This window comes from Rhizobium sp. KNZ14-9A, assembly GCF_056755015.1.
Genome location: NZ_JBPGXB010000002.1, coordinates 4,656,866 through 4,672,650 on the forward strand (window position 1 = coordinate 4,656,866; position 15,785 = coordinate 4,672,650).

Consider the following 15,785-nt stretch of genomic DNA (forward strand, 5'->3'; position numbering starts at 1 on the left):
AGCCGCCCGCAAGGGCGGCTTTTTCGTTTCAACGGGTGTTTCTGGCGACCATTGCCAGAATGATTTCGAAAAGTTCGCTTTCAGCCTCGCTGGCACTGATCTCGCCGGTTGCCGCAGCATAGGAGAGAGTTTCCGCAGCGCCGAGCATTGCCCAAAGGCTGGCTGACGCGATTGTCCCTGCACCAACGAAGGGAGTAAGCACGGATCTGCACTGGTCCATAAAAACCACCTGACACTTGTGCTTGACCTTTTCCAGCTCCGGAGAACTTGCCAAAGCGGCGATGACGTCAGGAATTTCGCGCCCCTGTGTGAGAACGCAATCGATAAAGGCGGCCGCCATGACCTTGGCCTTGTCGCTCAATGCAGGTCCGCTTTCGCGAAGCGCAGTATCCATCAGCGCCGTCTGCCTATCGTCGAATTCGCGGTAGAGTTCCGCAAGCAATCCCGGCCGCGTGCCGAAGTGATCATAGACGACAGGCTTTGCCACACCGGCTTGTTCGGCGAGGCGCCCCAGCGTCAGCGCGTCCGTTCCTTCCGCCCTGATCAATCGCCACGAGACATCCATCAGCTGGCGATGGCGTTCTTCTCTCGAAAGCCGGCGACGGGGGCGAGGAAGAGCGTCGATGTGGTCTTTGTCGGTGCTTGACATCGTAACCTACGAAAAGTAACTTACTAAAAGTAGCCTACGAAAAGTATATAGGCGATTGGCTTTGCTCGCAATCGCCGATCAGGAGGTTTCGACATGCATGCACTCATCGTTCTCGCTCATCCCGATTTCGGCTCTCTCAGTCACGCCATTGCCGTGGGGATTGCCGAAGGTATAACGGCTTCAGATGCCGCTAACTCCTTCGAGATCGCAGACCTGACGAAAGAGGCTTTCGATCCCAGATTTAACGAGGCCGATATTGCGGCTCATCGCCGGAAAGCCGCGGCACCTGCCGATGTCGCCGCCGAGCAGGCAAGGATCGATCGCGCCGATGCGCTCGTATTGGTCTACCCTGTCTATTGGTGGTCCATGCCGGCATTGATGAAGGGCTGGATCGATCGTGTCTTTGCCAATGGCTGGGCTTATGACGACACGTCTGGCAAGGTTGTGAAAAAGCTTAGACATCTACCAGTCCATCTCGTTGGCATCGGCGGTGCGGATGCCGGCACCTATGAGCGGCACGGCTATTTCAGCGCCATCAAGACGCAGATCAATCATGGCATTTTCGACTATTGCGGTGCTCCTGTGGTGACGTCGGAACTGCTTCTCGACTCGGATGCAGGAAATGGTGCCGCGCATATTGAGATGGCGCGCCGCATTGGCAGCGATATCTTCAACGCAGGCCATCGCGCCGCCAGCGGCGCGGTTTAACCCGAGCTGTGATCGCTGCTGCGGCAAAATAGCCTCCAGAAACGACATCTCCCGCTTGACTATGACCGGCTTCACCCATAAACACGGCGGCGGGACACTCCTCCCCAACGAGGAGCCATCTATCTGGAAGGGTAGCAATATGGCAAATACCGCAAAGCCGGACGTGCGTCCGCAAAACACTCATTTTTCTTCTGGCCCCTGCGCGAAACGTCCTGGTTGGACGCTCGAAGCCCTTTCCGATGCGGCCCTTGGCCGTTCGCACCGCGCGAAAGTCGGCAAGGCCAAGCTGAAGCAGGCGATCGATCTCACCCGCGAAATTCTGGAAGTGCCTGCGGATTACCGCATCGGCATCGTGCCGGCTTCCGATACCGGTGCCGTCGAGATGGCGCTTTGGTCGCTGCTCGGCGAGCGCGGCGTCGATATGGTCGCCTGGGAAAGCTTCGGCGCCGGCTGGGTTACCGATGTCGTCAAGCAGCTCAAGCTCAAGGACGTGCGCAAGATCGAAGCCGGTTACGGCGAACTTCCCGACCTTTCCACCGTCGATTTCGACCGTGACGTGGTCTTCACCTGGAACGGCACCACTTCTGGCGTCCGCGTTCCGAATGCCGATTTTATCCCGGCTGATCGCAAGGGCCTGACGATCTGCGATGCGACCTCGGCCGCCTTCGCGCAAAACCTCGATTTCGCCAAGCTCGACGTCGTCACCTTCTCCTGGCAGAAGGTTCTGGGCGGCGAGGGTGCGCATGGCATCCTCATCCTGTCGCCGCGTGCCGTCGAACGGCTCGTCTCCTATCAGCCGGCATGGCCGCTGCCGAAGATCTTCCGCCTGACTTCGGGCGGCAAGCTGATCGAAGGCATTTTCCAGGGCGAGACGATCAACACGCCGTCGATGCTCTGCGTCGAGGACTATATCGATGCGCTTCTCTGGGCCAAGCGGCTCGGCGGTCTCAAGGCTTTGATCGGCCGCGCTGACGCCAATGCAAAGGCTATTGCCGATTTCGTCGCCGCAAACGACTGGATCGCCAATCTGGCTGTCAAGCCGGAGACCGAATCCAACACCTCGATCTGCCTGAAGATCGTCGACAAGGATGTGGCTGCTCTCGATGCCGATGGTCAGGCGAATTTCGCCAAGGGTCTCGTCGCTCTCCTCGAAAAGGAAGGCGTCGCTTACGACATCGGCGCTTACCGTGACGCTCCGTCCGGCCTACGCATCTGGGCTGGTGCCACGATCGAAACCGCTGACATGCAGAAGCTGATGCCTTGGCTTTCCTGGGCCTTTGAAACCCAGAAAGCAACGCTTTCCCAGGCTGCTGCCTGACGTGATCGCATCCGGCTCCGCCTGATGGCGGAGCCTCGCATTCCGAATTCATTCATCGCTGAACTCTTTGAAGGAGGCCCTCATGGCACCTCGCGTTCTCGTATCCGACGAACTGTCGGAAACCGCTGTCCAGATTTTTCGCGATCGCGGCGTCGAAGTCGATTTCCAGCCGCAGCTCGGCAAGGACAAGGACAAGCTGTTCGAAGTCATCGGAAACTATGATGGTCTCGCCATCCGTTCCGCCACGAAGGTGACAGAGAAGATCATCGAAGCGGCCAAGAACCTCAAGGTCGTCGGCCGTGCTGGTATCGGCGTCGACAATGTCGATATCCCGGCCGCATCGCGCCGCGGTATCATCGTCATGAACACGCCCTTCGGCAACTCGATCACGACGGCTGAACATGCGATCGCCCTGATGTTTGCGGTTGCCCGCCAGCTTCCGGCTGCCGATACGTCCACGCAGGCCGGCAAGTGGGAAAAGTCGAAGTTCATGGGTGTCGAAATCACCGGCAAGACGCTCGGCGTCATCGGCGCCGGCAACATCGGCTCCATCGTCTGTGCCCGCGCCATTGGCCTGAAGATGCATGTCATCGCCTATGACCCGTTCCTCTCCAAGGAGCGCGCCGAGGAGATGGGCGTCACCAAGGTCGAGCTCGACGAACTGTTGGCCCAAGCCGATTTCATCACGCTGCATGTGCCCATGACCGACAGGACGCGCGGCATCCTGAACAAGGAAGCGCTTGCCAAGACCAAGCCCGGCGTTCGCATCATTAACTGCGCTCGCGGCGGTCTCGTCGATGAGGCAGCCCTTGCCGATGCCATCAGGTCCGGCCATGTCGCCGGTGCCGCCTTTGACGTCTTCGAAGTCGAACCCGCCAAGGAAAGCCCGCTCTTTGGGCTGCCGAACGTCGTCTGCACGCCGCATCTCGGCGCCTCGACCACCGAAGCGCAGGAAAACGTCGCTCTGCAGGTTGCCGAGCAGATGGCGGACTACCTCGTCAAGGGTGCGGTTTCGAACGCCATCAACATGCCGTCGATTACCGCTGAAGAAGCGCCGATCTTGAAGCCGTTCATCAAGCTTGCCGATGTTCTCGGCGCCTTCGTCGGCCAGGTCACGGAAGAGCCGATCAAGGAAATCGAAATCCTTTATGATGGCGTCACGGCCAACATGAACACCCGCGCGCTGACTTCGGCGGTTCTCGCCGGCCTGATCCGTTCGCAGGTGGCCGATGTCAACATGGTTTCGGCACCGATCATGATCAAGGAAAAGGGTGTTATCCTTTCCGAGGTCAAGCGCGACAAGTCGGGCGTCTTCGACGGCTACATCAAGCTGACGGTGACCACTGAATCCATGACGCGCTCGATTGCCGGCACGGTCTTCTCCGACGGCAAGCCGCGCTTCATCCAGATCAAGGGCATCAACCTCGACGCCGATGTCGGCAGCCACATGATCTACATCGCCAATACCGACGTTCCCGGCATGATCGGCTTCATCGGCACGACGCTTGGTGCTGCCGGCGTCAATATCGCCAACTTCCAGCTCGGCCGCGACAAACAGGGGGGCGATGCTATTGCTCTGCTCTATGTTGACGCCGCGGTTGACGATGTCGTTCTAGGCAAACTCACGGCCAATGCTGCGATCCGCCAGGCAAAGCTACTGGCCTTCAACGTCGACTGAGTTTTCCTCCCAAGGAAAGACATGAAAAACCGGCCCGGTCTCTGGGCCGGTTTTTTGCATGGTTCAGTGCATGTCGTTAGTAACCTGTGATCAGTGGCGGGTGGCGTTGGTGTCGTGATGCAGGAAAGTGTCTCTGCTCGCGTCGAAAACCCTGAAGAACTCGTCCCAGGAAATGTTCTCGACAGAGCTTTCCTGCCTGCCGAAATCAACGCCGACCAGGCCGCTTTTCATCCGGGCTGGATGGCCGCCGCGTGCTTCGATCCATTCCCGGATCTTATCATGATCTGTCATTGCGGGTGTGCCCATCATCGCCTCCCTGCCGATGGGTTGTATTTTCAATCGAAAATAACTCTTTGGAAATGATTTGGTTCCGCCCGACAATCAGCCGCGTGGCCGAGCCCTTGGCTTGGCCGGCCACTGAAATTTTCAACTGAGCCGCGAAATGGCCGGTTCGAGAAACTTTCACTGCTTATTTTAAGGGCGTGCGCTCAAAGTTTAGGCCCCTTATGATTGTGATTTTATTTAGCTTTCTCGGCTATACCACTTTCAATATTGGTTCCAATTTTGCGTGAATTTCTCAATGGCCTCGTTTCAGACGATATCCGGGCAGTCCGAAGCTCTTGTTGATGATTTCCGTTCGCTGTTTACGACGCATCCCTCTCCAATGTGGGTCTACGATCCGGATACGCTACGCTTCCTGATCGTCAATGATGCGGCGCTCATGCTCTATGGCTACAGCGCAGAGGACTATCAGGGCATGACCGTGCTCGATATCCGCCCAGCTGCCGAGCGCGAGCGGATGCTCAGCGCCGTTCATGATCGCACTGACATGGAGAAGGCCGAGCGCTGGACGCATCTGAAGGCCAATGGCGAGGCCATCGAGGTTCTGACCTACGGCCGGGAAGTGCGCTTCGAAGGAAGGGCTGCGATCCTGGCGATCGTGCAGGACCGTACCGAGGTGAATGCCGCGCAGCGCCAGATCACCGATACACGTTCGCTACTGGACAGCATCGTCGACAACCTGCCCGTTGGCGTCTTCGTGAAGGATATGGAAGAGGATGGCCGCTACATCCTGCTGAACGAGGCGTGCGGCGAGATCATGGGCTTTCGTACCGGCGACGTGGTTGGAAGGACGGACCGGGATTTCTTCCCCTCTGAGCAGACCGACATCTTTCGCGAACAGGATCACGAAGCGTTCGTCGCCGGTGCGACGATCAGCTTCGAGGAGACAATGGAGCGAGCCGACGGTGGCCAGCGGATCCTTCGCACCGTCAAGCGTGCCCTGCCGGCGCCTGAAGGGAAGGAGCCGCGCTATCTGCTGGGCATCTCTCACGATGTGACGGAAGAGCGCGCAGTGGAGGCGAGGCTTGCGCATCTTGCTATGCATGACTCGCTGACGTGCCTGCCGAACCGCGCCGCCTTCTCCAAACATATCCGCAAGCAGGCCATTACCGCTTCTATCGAAAAGCCGGTGGCGCTGCTCTACATCGACGTCGACCACTTCAAGACGATCAATGACAGCAAGGGCCACGCCGCAGGCGATGCGCTTCTCTGCCAGGTGGCGGAGCGCTTGCTGGCACTTGGCGATGACGGCGACCTCGTGGCGCGTCTCGGCGGCGATGAATTCGCGGTCGTGCTGCAGCTTGTCGAGCCCGATCGGGCAGAGCGTTTCGCCGATCTGCTGCTCAAGTCGCTTGCCAGAGCTTTTGATCTTGATGGCACCCGGGAGCATGTCACCTGCAGCATCGGCATTGCGCTGGCGCCTGTCGATGCCGGCGAGGCCGATGTGCTGATGCGCCATGCCGACCTCGCGCTCTATGCCGCCAAGGAAAGCGGCCGCTCGACCTATCGTTTCTATGAGCCTGCGATGCGGCTCGAGGCCGAGCGTCGCCATCATCTGACCGGCGAACTGCGTAGTGCGCTGGAACACGGGCAGTTCGAGCTTTACTATCAGCCCATCGTCCAGCTCGAGGATGATGGAATCGGCGGTTTCGAAGCACTGATCCGCTGGCGGCATCCGGTGCGTGGTCTTGTGCCGCCGATGGAATTCATTCCGCTGGCGGAGGAGACGGGGCTAATTATTCCGATCGGCGACTGGGTGCTGCGGGAGGCCTGCCGTACGGCCGCTTCCTGGCCGGGCCATCTGAAGATCGCGGTCAATCTTTCCGTCAGCCAGTTCCGCCATGCGAGCCTGCTTTCCAGCGTTGTTGGCGCGCTTGATGAGGCGGGTCTGCGTCCCGAACGGCTGGAAATCGAAATCACTGAATCCGTCTTCCTGGCCGATGTGGCGCAGAGCCTGCCGCTGCTTCGGGCGTTGAAGGAACTCGGTGTGCGCATCGCGATCGACGATTTCGGCACGGGCTATTCGTCGCTCAGCTATCTGCGCGCCTTCACCTTCGACAAGATCAAGCTCGACCGCAGCTTCGTGTCCGGCATCGAGACCGATCCCGGCAATCTGGCCATCGTGCGGGCCGTGGCCGGCATCGGCTCCGGCTTCAATGCGGTTACGCTCGCCGAAGGCATCGAGACCGAGGAGCAATTGCAGCAGCTGCGGGCCGAAGGGTTTGGCGAAGTGCAGGGCTATCTTCTCGGCAGACCCATGCCGCAGCATGAGGCCGAAGCACTGATCTACGGACGCCAACTCAAGAAGGCATCAGCCTGAGATCATAGCATCGAAAGCATCGCCCGCCTTGCTGCGATAGCGCTCCTCATGGCGCAGGAGGAAGAAGGGACGGGGCAGGGGCGGCACATTCACCTCGGTGAGAAGACCGTTGCGCAGCTTCATGCAAACCACGCTCCGCGACACCAGCGTCGCGCCGATGCCAGCTTCAACGACGCCGACGAGCGGCTCGTTCTCCGGCAGCACCATCGCCACATCAAGCGCATCGATATCGAGGCCCGCCCTTTGCAGAAGGCTTTCGAAGGCGAGGCGGGTGCCGGACCCCTGTTCGCGCAGGACCCATTGCGTCTGAGAAAAATCGGTCGGGGCGCGTGATTTGCCGTCAGCCCATGGGTGGTTGGAAGCAACGACGACGATCATCTCGTCCAGGGCGATCTGCCTTGCCGAAACGCCGCGCCTGTCGCTCGGCCACTCGATGAGGCCTACCTCCACCTCGCCATTGGCAACGGCGTCAGACACTTCAGCAGTGTTGCCGATGCGGATTGCCAGTTCGATGCCGGGATAATTTCGGCGGAACGTGGCAAGTCGCGGCGATAGCCAATAGCCGCCGATCGTCTGGCTCGCCATGATCGTGAGCTCTCCATGCATGAGGCCGGAGAGGTCCATCAGGGCGGCCTCCGCCGCCTTTGCGCTGGTCAGTACGGCCTGTGCTTCCTTCAGGAACAACTGGCCGGTCCGGTTCAGCACGATCGAACGGCCAACCCGGTCGAAGAGGGTGACGCCGTGTCGTGTCTCCAATGCGGTGATTGCGGCGCTGACGGCCGACTGGGTCATGTTCAGGTGAGCTGCCGCCTTCGTGATGTGCTGACGCGCTGCCACCTCTACGAATATTCTCAGCTGCTCCAGTGTCATGTCGCCTCCATTAATCATTCGATTTTATCGAACGAAATGACAAAGATAAATCGTTGGAAGCGATTATTTGATGCCGGTATGAAAGCGGTCAACGAAAGGAATTCGCCATGACCGCGCTGCATCTATCTCCTTCTGTCCCGACTGTTCGCTTGCGGACGCATGTCCTGCGCCACTTCACGCCGAACTGGTTTGCGACGACAATGGGGACCGGCATCCTTGCCGTCTGCTTCGGTCAGTTTCCGGATTTGCCGACAGTCCACGCAGCAGGCGAGATGCTGTGGCTCGCGAATATCGGCCTGTTTGCAACATTGACCTGCATCTATGCCGGAAAGTGGCTGCTGTATCCCGGCGCTGCACTCAGGGCATTCGACCATCCCGTCGTTTCGATGTTCTTCGGCTGCATTCCGATGGGCCTTGCGACCATCGTCAACGGTTTCTTGATCTTCGGACCGGGCCTTTTAGGTGAGGCGAGCGTCTCTATCGCAGCGGAGCTGTGGTGGTTGGATGCAGCGCTGGCGGTTCTGGCGGGTCTTGCCATTCCACTGGTCATGTTCACGCGGCAGCAGCATGCAATCGAGCATATGAGCGCCGTTTGGCTGTTGCCGATCGTGGCCTCTGAGGTCGCAGCTGCAAGCGGCGGATTATTGGTGCCGCATCTTGCCGAAGGCGCGCAGCTTCCGGTGCTTTTTGCGAGCTTCGTGCTCTGGTCCTGCTCGGTGCCGCTGGCGCTCGGCATTCTCGTCATCCTCTTCCTGCGCCTGGCTCTGCACAAGCTGCCGCACGCCAGCATGGCAGCGACGAGTTTTCTTGCCCTCGGTCCTGTTGGTACCGGCGCACTCGGCCTTGCTCTGTTTTCCACCAATGGCGGGCAAGCTCTTGCAACCGGCGGCCTTGGTACGCTGGCTCCGGCGATCTCGGGTGCGGCTTTGCTTGGTGCTGTCCTGCTGTGGGGCTATGGCCTCTGGTGGCTTGGCCTGGCGGTCGCCATCACCATCAACCACCTGCGGCAGGGCTTGCCCTTCAATCTCGGCTGGTGGGGTTACACCTTCCCGATCGGCGTCTATGCCGTCGCGACGCTGCGGCTTGCCGGTATCTTTCCGTTGCCGGCGCTGACAGGGTTCGGGGAGGTTCTGATCGCAGCCCTTGCCGTAATTTGGGTCGTCGTCGCCATCCGCACGAGTTGCGGTGCCTATAATGGTTCGCTCTTCGTCGATCCGAGCCTGGAGAGTTGATCGCTTGGCGCTTACACAACTGCCTCAATCATTCGTTATTTTGAGAATGCTAGTCAGCATTGCATACTCTCGGCGGGGCTGAAAAAGGAGGATCACATGAAACGCTACACGCTGTCGATGATCGGTCTGGCGCTCGTGACTGCCCTCATCGCCAATCCGGGCATCGCACTTGCCTGCAACAAACTGATCGGCACCTGAGCCGATACCACCCATCCTTTTCTTAAAGGCGCAGCTCCGGCTGCGCCTTTTTTGATGCCTTTCCCTTTTCCATGCTGCGTTGCACCCTAACTGTGCGCGCATGACGGAGTTTCTGGACGATATCCGCGCAGAAGGCGTCTGGCTGCCGGACTGGCTTGCAAGTGCCATCATCTTCGCCGCGGTCACCTCAGTTGCGCTTTTTGCGCATCGCATTCTCTTCCGCCTGCTGACGCGGCTGGTTGAAAGCAAGGATCTCTTCTGGCGTTCGCTCGTCTCGCGCCTGAAGCGTGTCGTGCGGCTTGCAATGCTGGTGGCCGGCCTTTCCTTTGGGGCGACGGTCGCGCCGCTGACGGACATGCAGTCGGCAACCGTTCGTCACATCCTGCTCATTTTCTTCATCGTGCTCGTCGCCTGGATGGCCAGGATCGTCAAACATATCTGGATGACGGTCTATCTCAGGCGCTTCAAGCTCGATGCCGAGGATAATCTTCTGGCACGCAAGCACGTGACGCAGACGCGTATCATGGAGCGCGTCGCCGATCTGCTGATCGTCGTCGTGGCGATATCGGCCTGCATGATGACTTTCGATGCGGTCCGGCAATATGGTGTCAGCCTGCTCGCCTCCGCCGGTGTGGCGGGTATCGTCGTCGGTCTCGCGCTCCAGCCTGTGCTGAAAAACCTGTTTGCCGGCATTCAGCTCGCCATCACGCAGCCGATCCGCATCGACGATGCGCTGCTGGTAGAAGGCGAGTGGGGCAGGGTGGAAGAGATCACCTCGACCTATGTTGTCGTGCAATTGTGGGATTGGCGGCGGATGATCCTGCCGCTCAGCTACTTCATCGAGAACCCGTTCCAGAATTGGACGCGCGAAAGCTCGGCGCTGATCGGCACTGTCATGATTTATCTCGATTACAGCGTGCCCGTCGCCGCCATCCGAAAGAAGGTCGAGGAGATCGCGCAGGGCTCGAAGCTCTGGGATCGCCGTGTGGTCAATATCGCAGTGACCGATTTCCGCGAAGCGGTGATGGAAATCCGCATTCTCGTATCGGCATCGAATTCCGGCCGCACTTTTGATCTGCGCTGCGAGGTTCGCGAGAAGCTGATCGATTTCATCCAGCGCGAATATCCGGCATCCTTGCCGCGCATGCGGGCAGTGATGAGCGAGCCACCCGCTCGAGACCGGCGCGAGGCGGCAGAATAGATCTACCGCACCGGCGCTTCTGCTTCGCCTTCCACCGGCGTCGTAGCGATCTGGGATTGCGCATCACCGGAGGCGACGGCTGCGGGCAGAGGCACCTGGCGCTTGCGTTCGCGGATCAGCGTCAGGAGGCCTGAGCAGATGATGAGCACGATGCCGAGAGCCATAGGCAGGTCGACGCTGTCGTTGAAGAACAAATAACCGAAGGCGATTGCCCAGATCATCTGGCTATATTGCGGTGTCGCGACCAGCGTTGCCGGGGCGAGGCGGGCTGCCGTCATCAGCATGACGTTGCCGGCGGCACCAAGCAAGCCGTAGCTTGCGAGAAACAACCATTGTTGCGGCGTTGGCACGACCACTTGCGACAGCATGAGCAGGCCGCTGACGATGAGCGTGCCGAGCAGCGAGGCGCCATAAAGCGAGAGGCGCTTTTCGGCCGGGCCGAGCTTGCGCAGGATGACGATGGCAATGGCTGCCGCGATCGCTCCAATAGTCGCAGCCAGATGGCCGACGGACAGTTCGCGGAAACCCGGCCTGAGAACCACGAGCACCCCGAGGAAGCCGACGATGACGGCGGCCCAGCGCTGCCAGCGCACGTCTTCCTTCAGGAAGATCACCGAGAGGATGGTGACGAAGGAGGGCAGCAGGAAGAGCAGGCAGAAGGCTTCTGCCATCGGCAGCTTGGTGAAGGTGATGATGGAGGCGATTGCGCCGGTTGCACCGGCGGCAAAGCGCACCAGCCAGAGCGGCCGGTTCGTCGTCCTGAAAATGTCCAGCCATGAATCGCCTGGCCCCTTGATGAAGGGCAGGGCTGCCAGGCTGAGGATCGCACCCGTAAAGGCGACCTGGAAGGAAGGAACCGTGCCGTGCAGGGCCTTGATGGACGCATCGCTGAAGGCAAAGACGGCGTAGGCCGCAAATGCGACAAGGACGCCACGAAGCGTGGTGGAGGCGGCTGTCATTTATCCGAATCTTTTAAGAGGTGGGTCATTTCATCTACGTGATGAAATACGGCCCATCAAAGGTCGATTGCGAATAGCTGCAATGCGTGACCCGCGCATGACGCTGTCGGAAACGGGCCCTTGCGCGGAGACGCAATAGTTTCTATATCCGTCACCCATGCAAGCTGGCGGCCGATCCCGCCGGAACACAGGAAATCCGCCACATTCCGACGTGAGAAAAGGCGGATCGAACAGCACAGAATTTGGCAGTACTCCGTGAACACACTGGATTTTGACAAGAAGCCGGAAGACACCCGTGTCGTCGTCGCCATGTCTGGCGGCGTTGACAGCTCCGTCGTGGCCGGGCTTCTCAAACGCCAGGGATATGATGTGCTTGGCATCACGCTGCAGCTTTACGATCATGGCGCTGCGGTCCACCGCGCCGGCTCCTGCTGCGCGGGCCAGGATATCGACGACGCACGCCGTGTCTGCGAGACGCTCGGTATTCCGCATTACGTGCTCGACTACGAGAAGCGGTTCCGCGAAACCGTCATCAATCCCTTTGCCGAGAGCTATGTAGCCGGCGAGACGCCGATCCCCTGCGTTGCCTGCAACCAGACGGTCAAGTTCGCCGATCTTCTGGCGACAGCCAAGGAACTCGGCGCCGATGCGCTGGCGACCGGCCATTATATTCGCTCGCGTCCGAACCCGTCCTCCTGCAATCCTGGCCGCCGCGCGCTTTATCGCCCTGCTGATGCCGACCGCGACCAGAGTTATTTCCTCTTCGCCACGACGCAGGAGCAGATCGACTATCTGCGCTTCCCGCTCGGCGGTCTGCCAAAGTCGGAAACCCGCCGACTGGCCGAAGAGATGGGCCTTGTTGTCGCCAAGAAGGCCGACAGCCAGGACATCTGTTTTGTGCCGCAGGGCAAGTATTCCGACATCATCACCAAGCTGAAGCCGAATTCGGCTTTGGCCGGTGATATCGTTCATCTCGACGGTCGCATCCTCGGCCAGCACGAGGGTATCCTGCATTACACGATCGGCCAGCGCCGCGGCATCGGCATTGCCACCGGCGAGCCGCTCTATGTCGTCTTTCTCGACGCCCGCTCGCGCCGCGTCATCGTCGGTCCGAAGGAAGCGCTGGAAACGCATCGCGTCTATCTACGCGACGTCAACTGGCTGGGTGACGAGACACTTCAGGTCGCGGCGTCAGGCGAAGGCTTTGCCTGCTACGCCAAGGTGCGCTCCACCCGCGCGCCGGCGCCTGCCGTGCTGCACATCGATGCAAGTGGCGTCTATGTCGACCTGACGGTCGGCGAGGCAGGCATTGCGCCGGGCCAGGCCTGCGCGCTCTATTCGGCACCCGGCGATGACGCCCGCGTCTTCGGCGGCGGCTTCATCGAACGTTCCGAGCGCGAGCCTGACGCAGAAGCCTCGCTGAAGGCGCTGCTTTCCAACTACGCGATGGCCTGAAACAGCGAAAACGTCACTTCGGAAAGCCCACCGTTTTTCTCCATCATATGCTTGACACAAAGCGGAAGCGCACCTTATAAGCCGCACATCCCACGGACCGGAAGCGCTTCGCGAACGGTATCGTTTGACCAGTGGCGGAGTAGCTCAGTAGGTCAGAGCAGAGGAATCATAATCCTTGTGTCGGGGGTTCAAATCCCTCCTCCGCTACCACTTGTCCCCGAAATCAAAACTATCAGTGCGCGCCTGTCGCGCAGGCGATATAATTTTGCCGGAAGACGCTTCGTCATCGGGGGTGCGTGATGAAATATGCTGTTGTCGCAATTCTTCTTCTCGCTGCTGGCTGCAGCACGACGACGGAAGACCAGCCTATCCCAGGCAGCCTGACCTATGGCGGCAAGGTTATCCATTCGCCCTATAAGCCCGGCACGGTGGTGAAGCATACTTTCCTCGGCAAATTTGGCGTTCGGCAGTTCGAACGTTATGTCGTTCAGCCTGACGGCACGCTCAAGCTTGCCTCCCGTATTGAAAGCGAAGATTTCCTCTGGAACTGAAGAGGGGTGTCAGCTTCGCCTGATGTTGACCTGCGTCAAGGCGCGGGATTACGATCACTGGTGAATTCCCTTCTTATTTGAATTCAGCCAGCAGAACGGATCTCCCATGTACAATCGCATATTGCTGCCCACCGACGGTTCGGAACTTGCCGGTCGGGGTGTCGATCATGGTCTTGCGCTTGCCAAGGCGCTCAACCTTCCCGTGACCGTTATCAGCGTCATCGTGCCGCTGACCGGTTTTGCGCTGCAAGGGATCGTGCAGGCTGAGGCGATGGACAGCTATAATGAGGGCCGCCGGAAGGAGATCGAGGATCTGGAAAAGATCATCGGGGAAAAAGCGAAGAGCGCCGGTGTCGTCGCCGACTTCGTCAGCAAGGTGCATCTTTCGCCGGCAGTCGCCATTTTGGAAACGGCAGCAGAGCGGGGCTGCGGCCTGATCGTTATTTCCTCGCATGGCCGCCGCGGGATCTCGCGGCTCATGCTCGGCAGCCAGACGTCCGAGGTCCTTTCCGAGGCAGGTATCCCGGTGCTGGTGGTAAAGTAAGCGGCTTAGTTTTCCGTCAGTGCGGCGAGAGGCGCCATGCGCTCGGCAGTGTGATCTGCCGTCTTGGTGGACACTGCTCCGCTTTCCTCACCGCCGTCGTCGGCTTCGTCAGGGCTACCGGCCGTCGGTGTCATATAGAAGGCCAGCATTTCCTCCAGGCGGGAGGCAGTGAGGCTGGTGGCGAAACCCTTCATGGCTTTCCTCGGCGGTGTTTCCAGTTGTGAAATTTCATAGCCTACGTTCAGGCCGGTCTGGAACAAGGGCCGAAAGGTTGTCACCAACTTTCGAAGATCGGCATTTAGTCGCGGATAAGTTCCAGGCAGAACTCGATGAAGGCGTTGACCTTGGCCGGTACATGATGCCGGGAAGGGTGGACAGCGTAGAGGGGGAAAGTTTCGCTCGGCCAGTCCGGATAGAGCTCTACAAGGCGCCCGTCGGCAAGCAGGTCCTTGACGCTAAGGGCAAGCACCTGGGCGATGCCGGCGCCGGCAAGGCAGGCATCGAGCATGGTACCGGGGTCGCTCATCAGAAGCGATCCACGAGCGTCGAGCGGCACGATCTTCTTGCCCCTGTGCAGTTCCCATTCGAAAGTCTGGCCCGTCAGCGGATCGCGGAACTGGATGCAGGAGTGGCTGGCGATCTCGGCAGGTGTCCTCGGCGTGCCATGCTCGGCGAGATAGGCAGGTGTGGCGACCGTGAGGACGCGGGTTTCCATCAGCTTGCGGGCGATGCGTGACGAGTTCGGCTGCTGGCCGAAGCGGATGGCGATATCAATGCCGTCGGCGACGAGATCACTCATCAGGTCGCGGGTTATCAATTCGAGTTCCAGCGCCGGATAGCGGGTCATGAACCGCTTCAGATGCGGCGCCAGCACCATGCGGGAAAAGATCGGATCGACATCGACGCGCAGCCGGCCGCGCACGGTCAGAGACGCACCTGATGCAAGCGTCGCGGCCTCCTCTATCCCATCGAGATGCGGAGCGACCTGTTCGTAGAAACGGGCGCCTTCGTCCGTCAGCCGTACCGAGCGGGTGGTGCGGTCGAGCAGGCGCACGCCGACACGCGCCTCCAGCCTCGATATGGCGCGGCTGACGCCGGAGGCTGAAAGGCCGAGCGCATCGGCTGCCCTGACGAAGCTGCCGCTTTCGACCACCGCGGCAAGCGTGCTGACACCGGAAAGCAGGCGGCCGTCGAATGCCATGGGTCACTCCTGATTTGATGTCATTGATGATGTTAAGGAAGTGCAGGCCAGTCAAGAACGTCGACACCTTATCGCTGCCCGTATGGATCCAAAAACCGGCTTGATGGAACATCTTCCCTCCAATTTGGTTTCTTCCGCACAGATTGGAGGATCAAGCGATGACCCAATATGGTGACGACAAGAACCGAATCGTGGATGAGAATACCGGCATGCCACTTGGGCAGGCATCCTATGAAGAGGAGAAAGTGCTTGCCGATGAGCGGCGTAGCGTCTCGCTCTGGGGTGTGCTCGCAGCCGGCATTCTGGTCATTCTGATCGCTGCGGTGAGCTTTGCCATCTGGCCTGGTACGACCACAGAACCGGCTTCGACCGCATCCACAACGCCCAATGCGATCACCGGGCAGCCTTCGGGTGCCGGTACTTTAGACAACAATCCGGCGACCGGCTCCATCAAGCCGCTGGAGCCGACAGATCGCAACCCGACGCCTGATGGCAGCGGGCCGACGGGCGCGACTGCACCAAGCGGCACGCAGAACGGCCAGTAACTTCGCATCACGGC

Annotated in this window: 16 protein-coding genes and 1 tRNA gene; 11 read left to right on the forward strand and 6 right to left on the reverse strand. The window is 59.8% G+C overall.

Annotated elements, in window-relative coordinates:
- Positions 1–28: 28 nt before the first annotated feature.
- Positions 29–649, reverse strand: a complete 621-nt coding sequence (locus tag ACR9ZQ_RS29720) for a TetR/AcrR family transcriptional regulator (protein ID WP_481429250.1) — start codon at positions 647–649, stop codon at positions 29–31.
- 93 nt (positions 650–742) lie between these two features.
- On the opposite strand from ACR9ZQ_RS29720, the gene ACR9ZQ_RS29725 reads away from it, so the two are divergent.
- From ACR9ZQ_RS29725 to serA, 3 genes are all read left to right on the forward strand, one after another.
- A complete protein-coding gene (locus ACR9ZQ_RS29725; RefSeq protein WP_481429251.1) occupies positions 743–1,357 on the forward strand; it encodes an NAD(P)H-dependent oxidoreductase in 615 nt (204 codons plus the stop codon).
- Between the two features lie 139 nt (positions 1,358–1,496).
- Positions 1,497–2,675, forward strand: coding sequence for a phosphoserine transaminase (locus tag ACR9ZQ_RS29730; RefSeq protein ID WP_310383404.1), 1,179 nt, complete (start codon positions 1,497–1,499; stop codon positions 2,673–2,675).
- Between the two features lie 82 nt (positions 2,676–2,757).
- A complete protein-coding gene (gene serA / locus ACR9ZQ_RS29735; protein WP_310383403.1) occupies positions 2,758–4,353 on the forward strand; it encodes a phosphoglycerate dehydrogenase in 1,596 nt (531 codons plus the stop codon).
- Positions 4,354–4,443: 90 nt separating this feature from the next.
- On the opposite strand, the gene ACR9ZQ_RS29740 is transcribed toward serA, so the two are convergent.
- Positions 4,444–4,662 carry a hypothetical protein gene (locus ACR9ZQ_RS29740; protein ID WP_113323785.1) on the reverse strand — a complete coding sequence of 73 codons (219 nt, stop codon included), beginning with the start codon at positions 4,660–4,662 and terminating at the stop codon, positions 4,444–4,446.
- A 271-nt stretch (positions 4,663–4,933) separates the two neighbouring features.
- Between ACR9ZQ_RS29740 and ACR9ZQ_RS29745 the strand changes: the two genes are divergently transcribed.
- The gene (locus ACR9ZQ_RS29745; RefSeq protein WP_481429252.1) at positions 4,934–7,015 is read left to right on the forward strand and encodes a putative bifunctional diguanylate cyclase/phosphodiesterase; all 2,082 of its coding nucleotides are present in this window, start codon (positions 4,934–4,936) and stop codon (positions 7,013–7,015) included.
- On the opposite strand, the gene ACR9ZQ_RS29750 is transcribed toward ACR9ZQ_RS29745, so the two are convergent.
- Entirely contained in the window at positions 7,007–7,885 is an 879-nt protein-coding gene (locus ACR9ZQ_RS29750) for a LysR substrate-binding domain-containing protein (protein WP_481429253.1), read from the reverse strand. The two genes, ACR9ZQ_RS29745 and ACR9ZQ_RS29750, sit on opposite strands and share 9 nt — an antisense overlap.
- 107 nt (positions 7,886–7,992) lie before the next feature.
- On the opposite strand from ACR9ZQ_RS29750, the gene ACR9ZQ_RS29755 reads away from it, so the two are divergent.
- Positions 7,993–9,117 (forward strand): TDT family transporter, encoded by a 1,125-nt coding sequence (locus ACR9ZQ_RS29755; RefSeq protein WP_481429254.1) that lies wholly within the window; start codon positions 7,993–7,995, stop codon positions 9,115–9,117.
- 298 nt (positions 9,118–9,415) lie between these two features.
- A complete protein-coding gene (locus ACR9ZQ_RS29760; protein ID WP_481429255.1) occupies positions 9,416–10,516 on the forward strand; it encodes a mechanosensitive ion channel family protein in 1,101 nt (366 codons plus the stop codon).
- 2 nt (positions 10,517–10,518) lie between these two features.
- Here ACR9ZQ_RS29760 and ACR9ZQ_RS29765 read toward each other — a convergent pair whose 3' ends face one another.
- The gene (locus ACR9ZQ_RS29765) at positions 10,519–11,475 is read right to left on the reverse strand and encodes a DMT family transporter (protein ID WP_481429256.1); all 957 of its coding nucleotides are present in this window, start codon (positions 11,473–11,475) and stop codon (positions 10,519–10,521) included.
- Positions 11,476–11,730: 255 nt separating this feature from the next.
- Between ACR9ZQ_RS29765 and mnmA the strand changes: the two genes are divergently transcribed.
- The 4 genes from mnmA (at position 11,731) to ACR9ZQ_RS29785 (ending at position 14,025) form a co-directional block, all read left to right on the forward strand.
- Positions 11,731–12,930: a tRNA 2-thiouridine(34) synthase MnmA gene (gene mnmA, locus ACR9ZQ_RS29770; protein WP_037103912.1), complete on the forward strand. Its 1,200-nt coding sequence runs from the start codon at positions 11,731–11,733 to the stop codon at positions 12,928–12,930.
- Positions 12,931–13,063: 133 nt separating this feature from the next.
- Positions 13,064–13,140, forward strand: a tRNA-Met gene (locus ACR9ZQ_RS29775).
- An 89-nt stretch (positions 13,141–13,229) separates the two neighbouring features.
- On the forward strand, positions 13,230–13,481 hold the full coding sequence (locus ACR9ZQ_RS29780; protein WP_007827016.1) for a hypothetical protein: 252 nt from the start codon (positions 13,230–13,232) through the stop codon (positions 13,479–13,481).
- A 106-nt stretch (positions 13,482–13,587) separates the two neighbouring features.
- The gene (locus ACR9ZQ_RS29785) at positions 13,588–14,025 is read left to right on the forward strand and encodes a universal stress protein (RefSeq protein ID WP_113323778.1); all 438 of its coding nucleotides are present in this window, start codon (positions 13,588–13,590) and stop codon (positions 14,023–14,025) included.
- Positions 14,026–14,030: 5 nt separating this feature from the next.
- On the opposite strand, the gene ACR9ZQ_RS29790 is transcribed toward ACR9ZQ_RS29785, so the two are convergent.
- Positions 14,031–14,219 carry a hypothetical protein gene (locus ACR9ZQ_RS29790; protein WP_481429257.1) on the reverse strand — a complete coding sequence of 63 codons (189 nt, stop codon included), beginning with the start codon at positions 14,217–14,219 and terminating at the stop codon, positions 14,031–14,033.
- A 104-nt stretch (positions 14,220–14,323) separates the two neighbouring features.
- Positions 14,324–15,226, reverse strand: a complete 903-nt coding sequence (locus ACR9ZQ_RS29795; protein ID WP_481429258.1) for a LysR family transcriptional regulator — start codon at positions 15,224–15,226, stop codon at positions 14,324–14,326.
- 158 nt (positions 15,227–15,384) lie between these two features.
- Here ACR9ZQ_RS29795 and ACR9ZQ_RS29800 point away from each other — a divergent pair, with 158 nt between their 5' ends.
- Positions 15,385–15,771, forward strand: coding sequence for a hypothetical protein (locus ACR9ZQ_RS29800; RefSeq protein ID WP_439016463.1), 387 nt, complete (start codon positions 15,385–15,387; stop codon positions 15,769–15,771).
- Positions 15,772–15,785 lie beyond the last annotated feature (14 nt).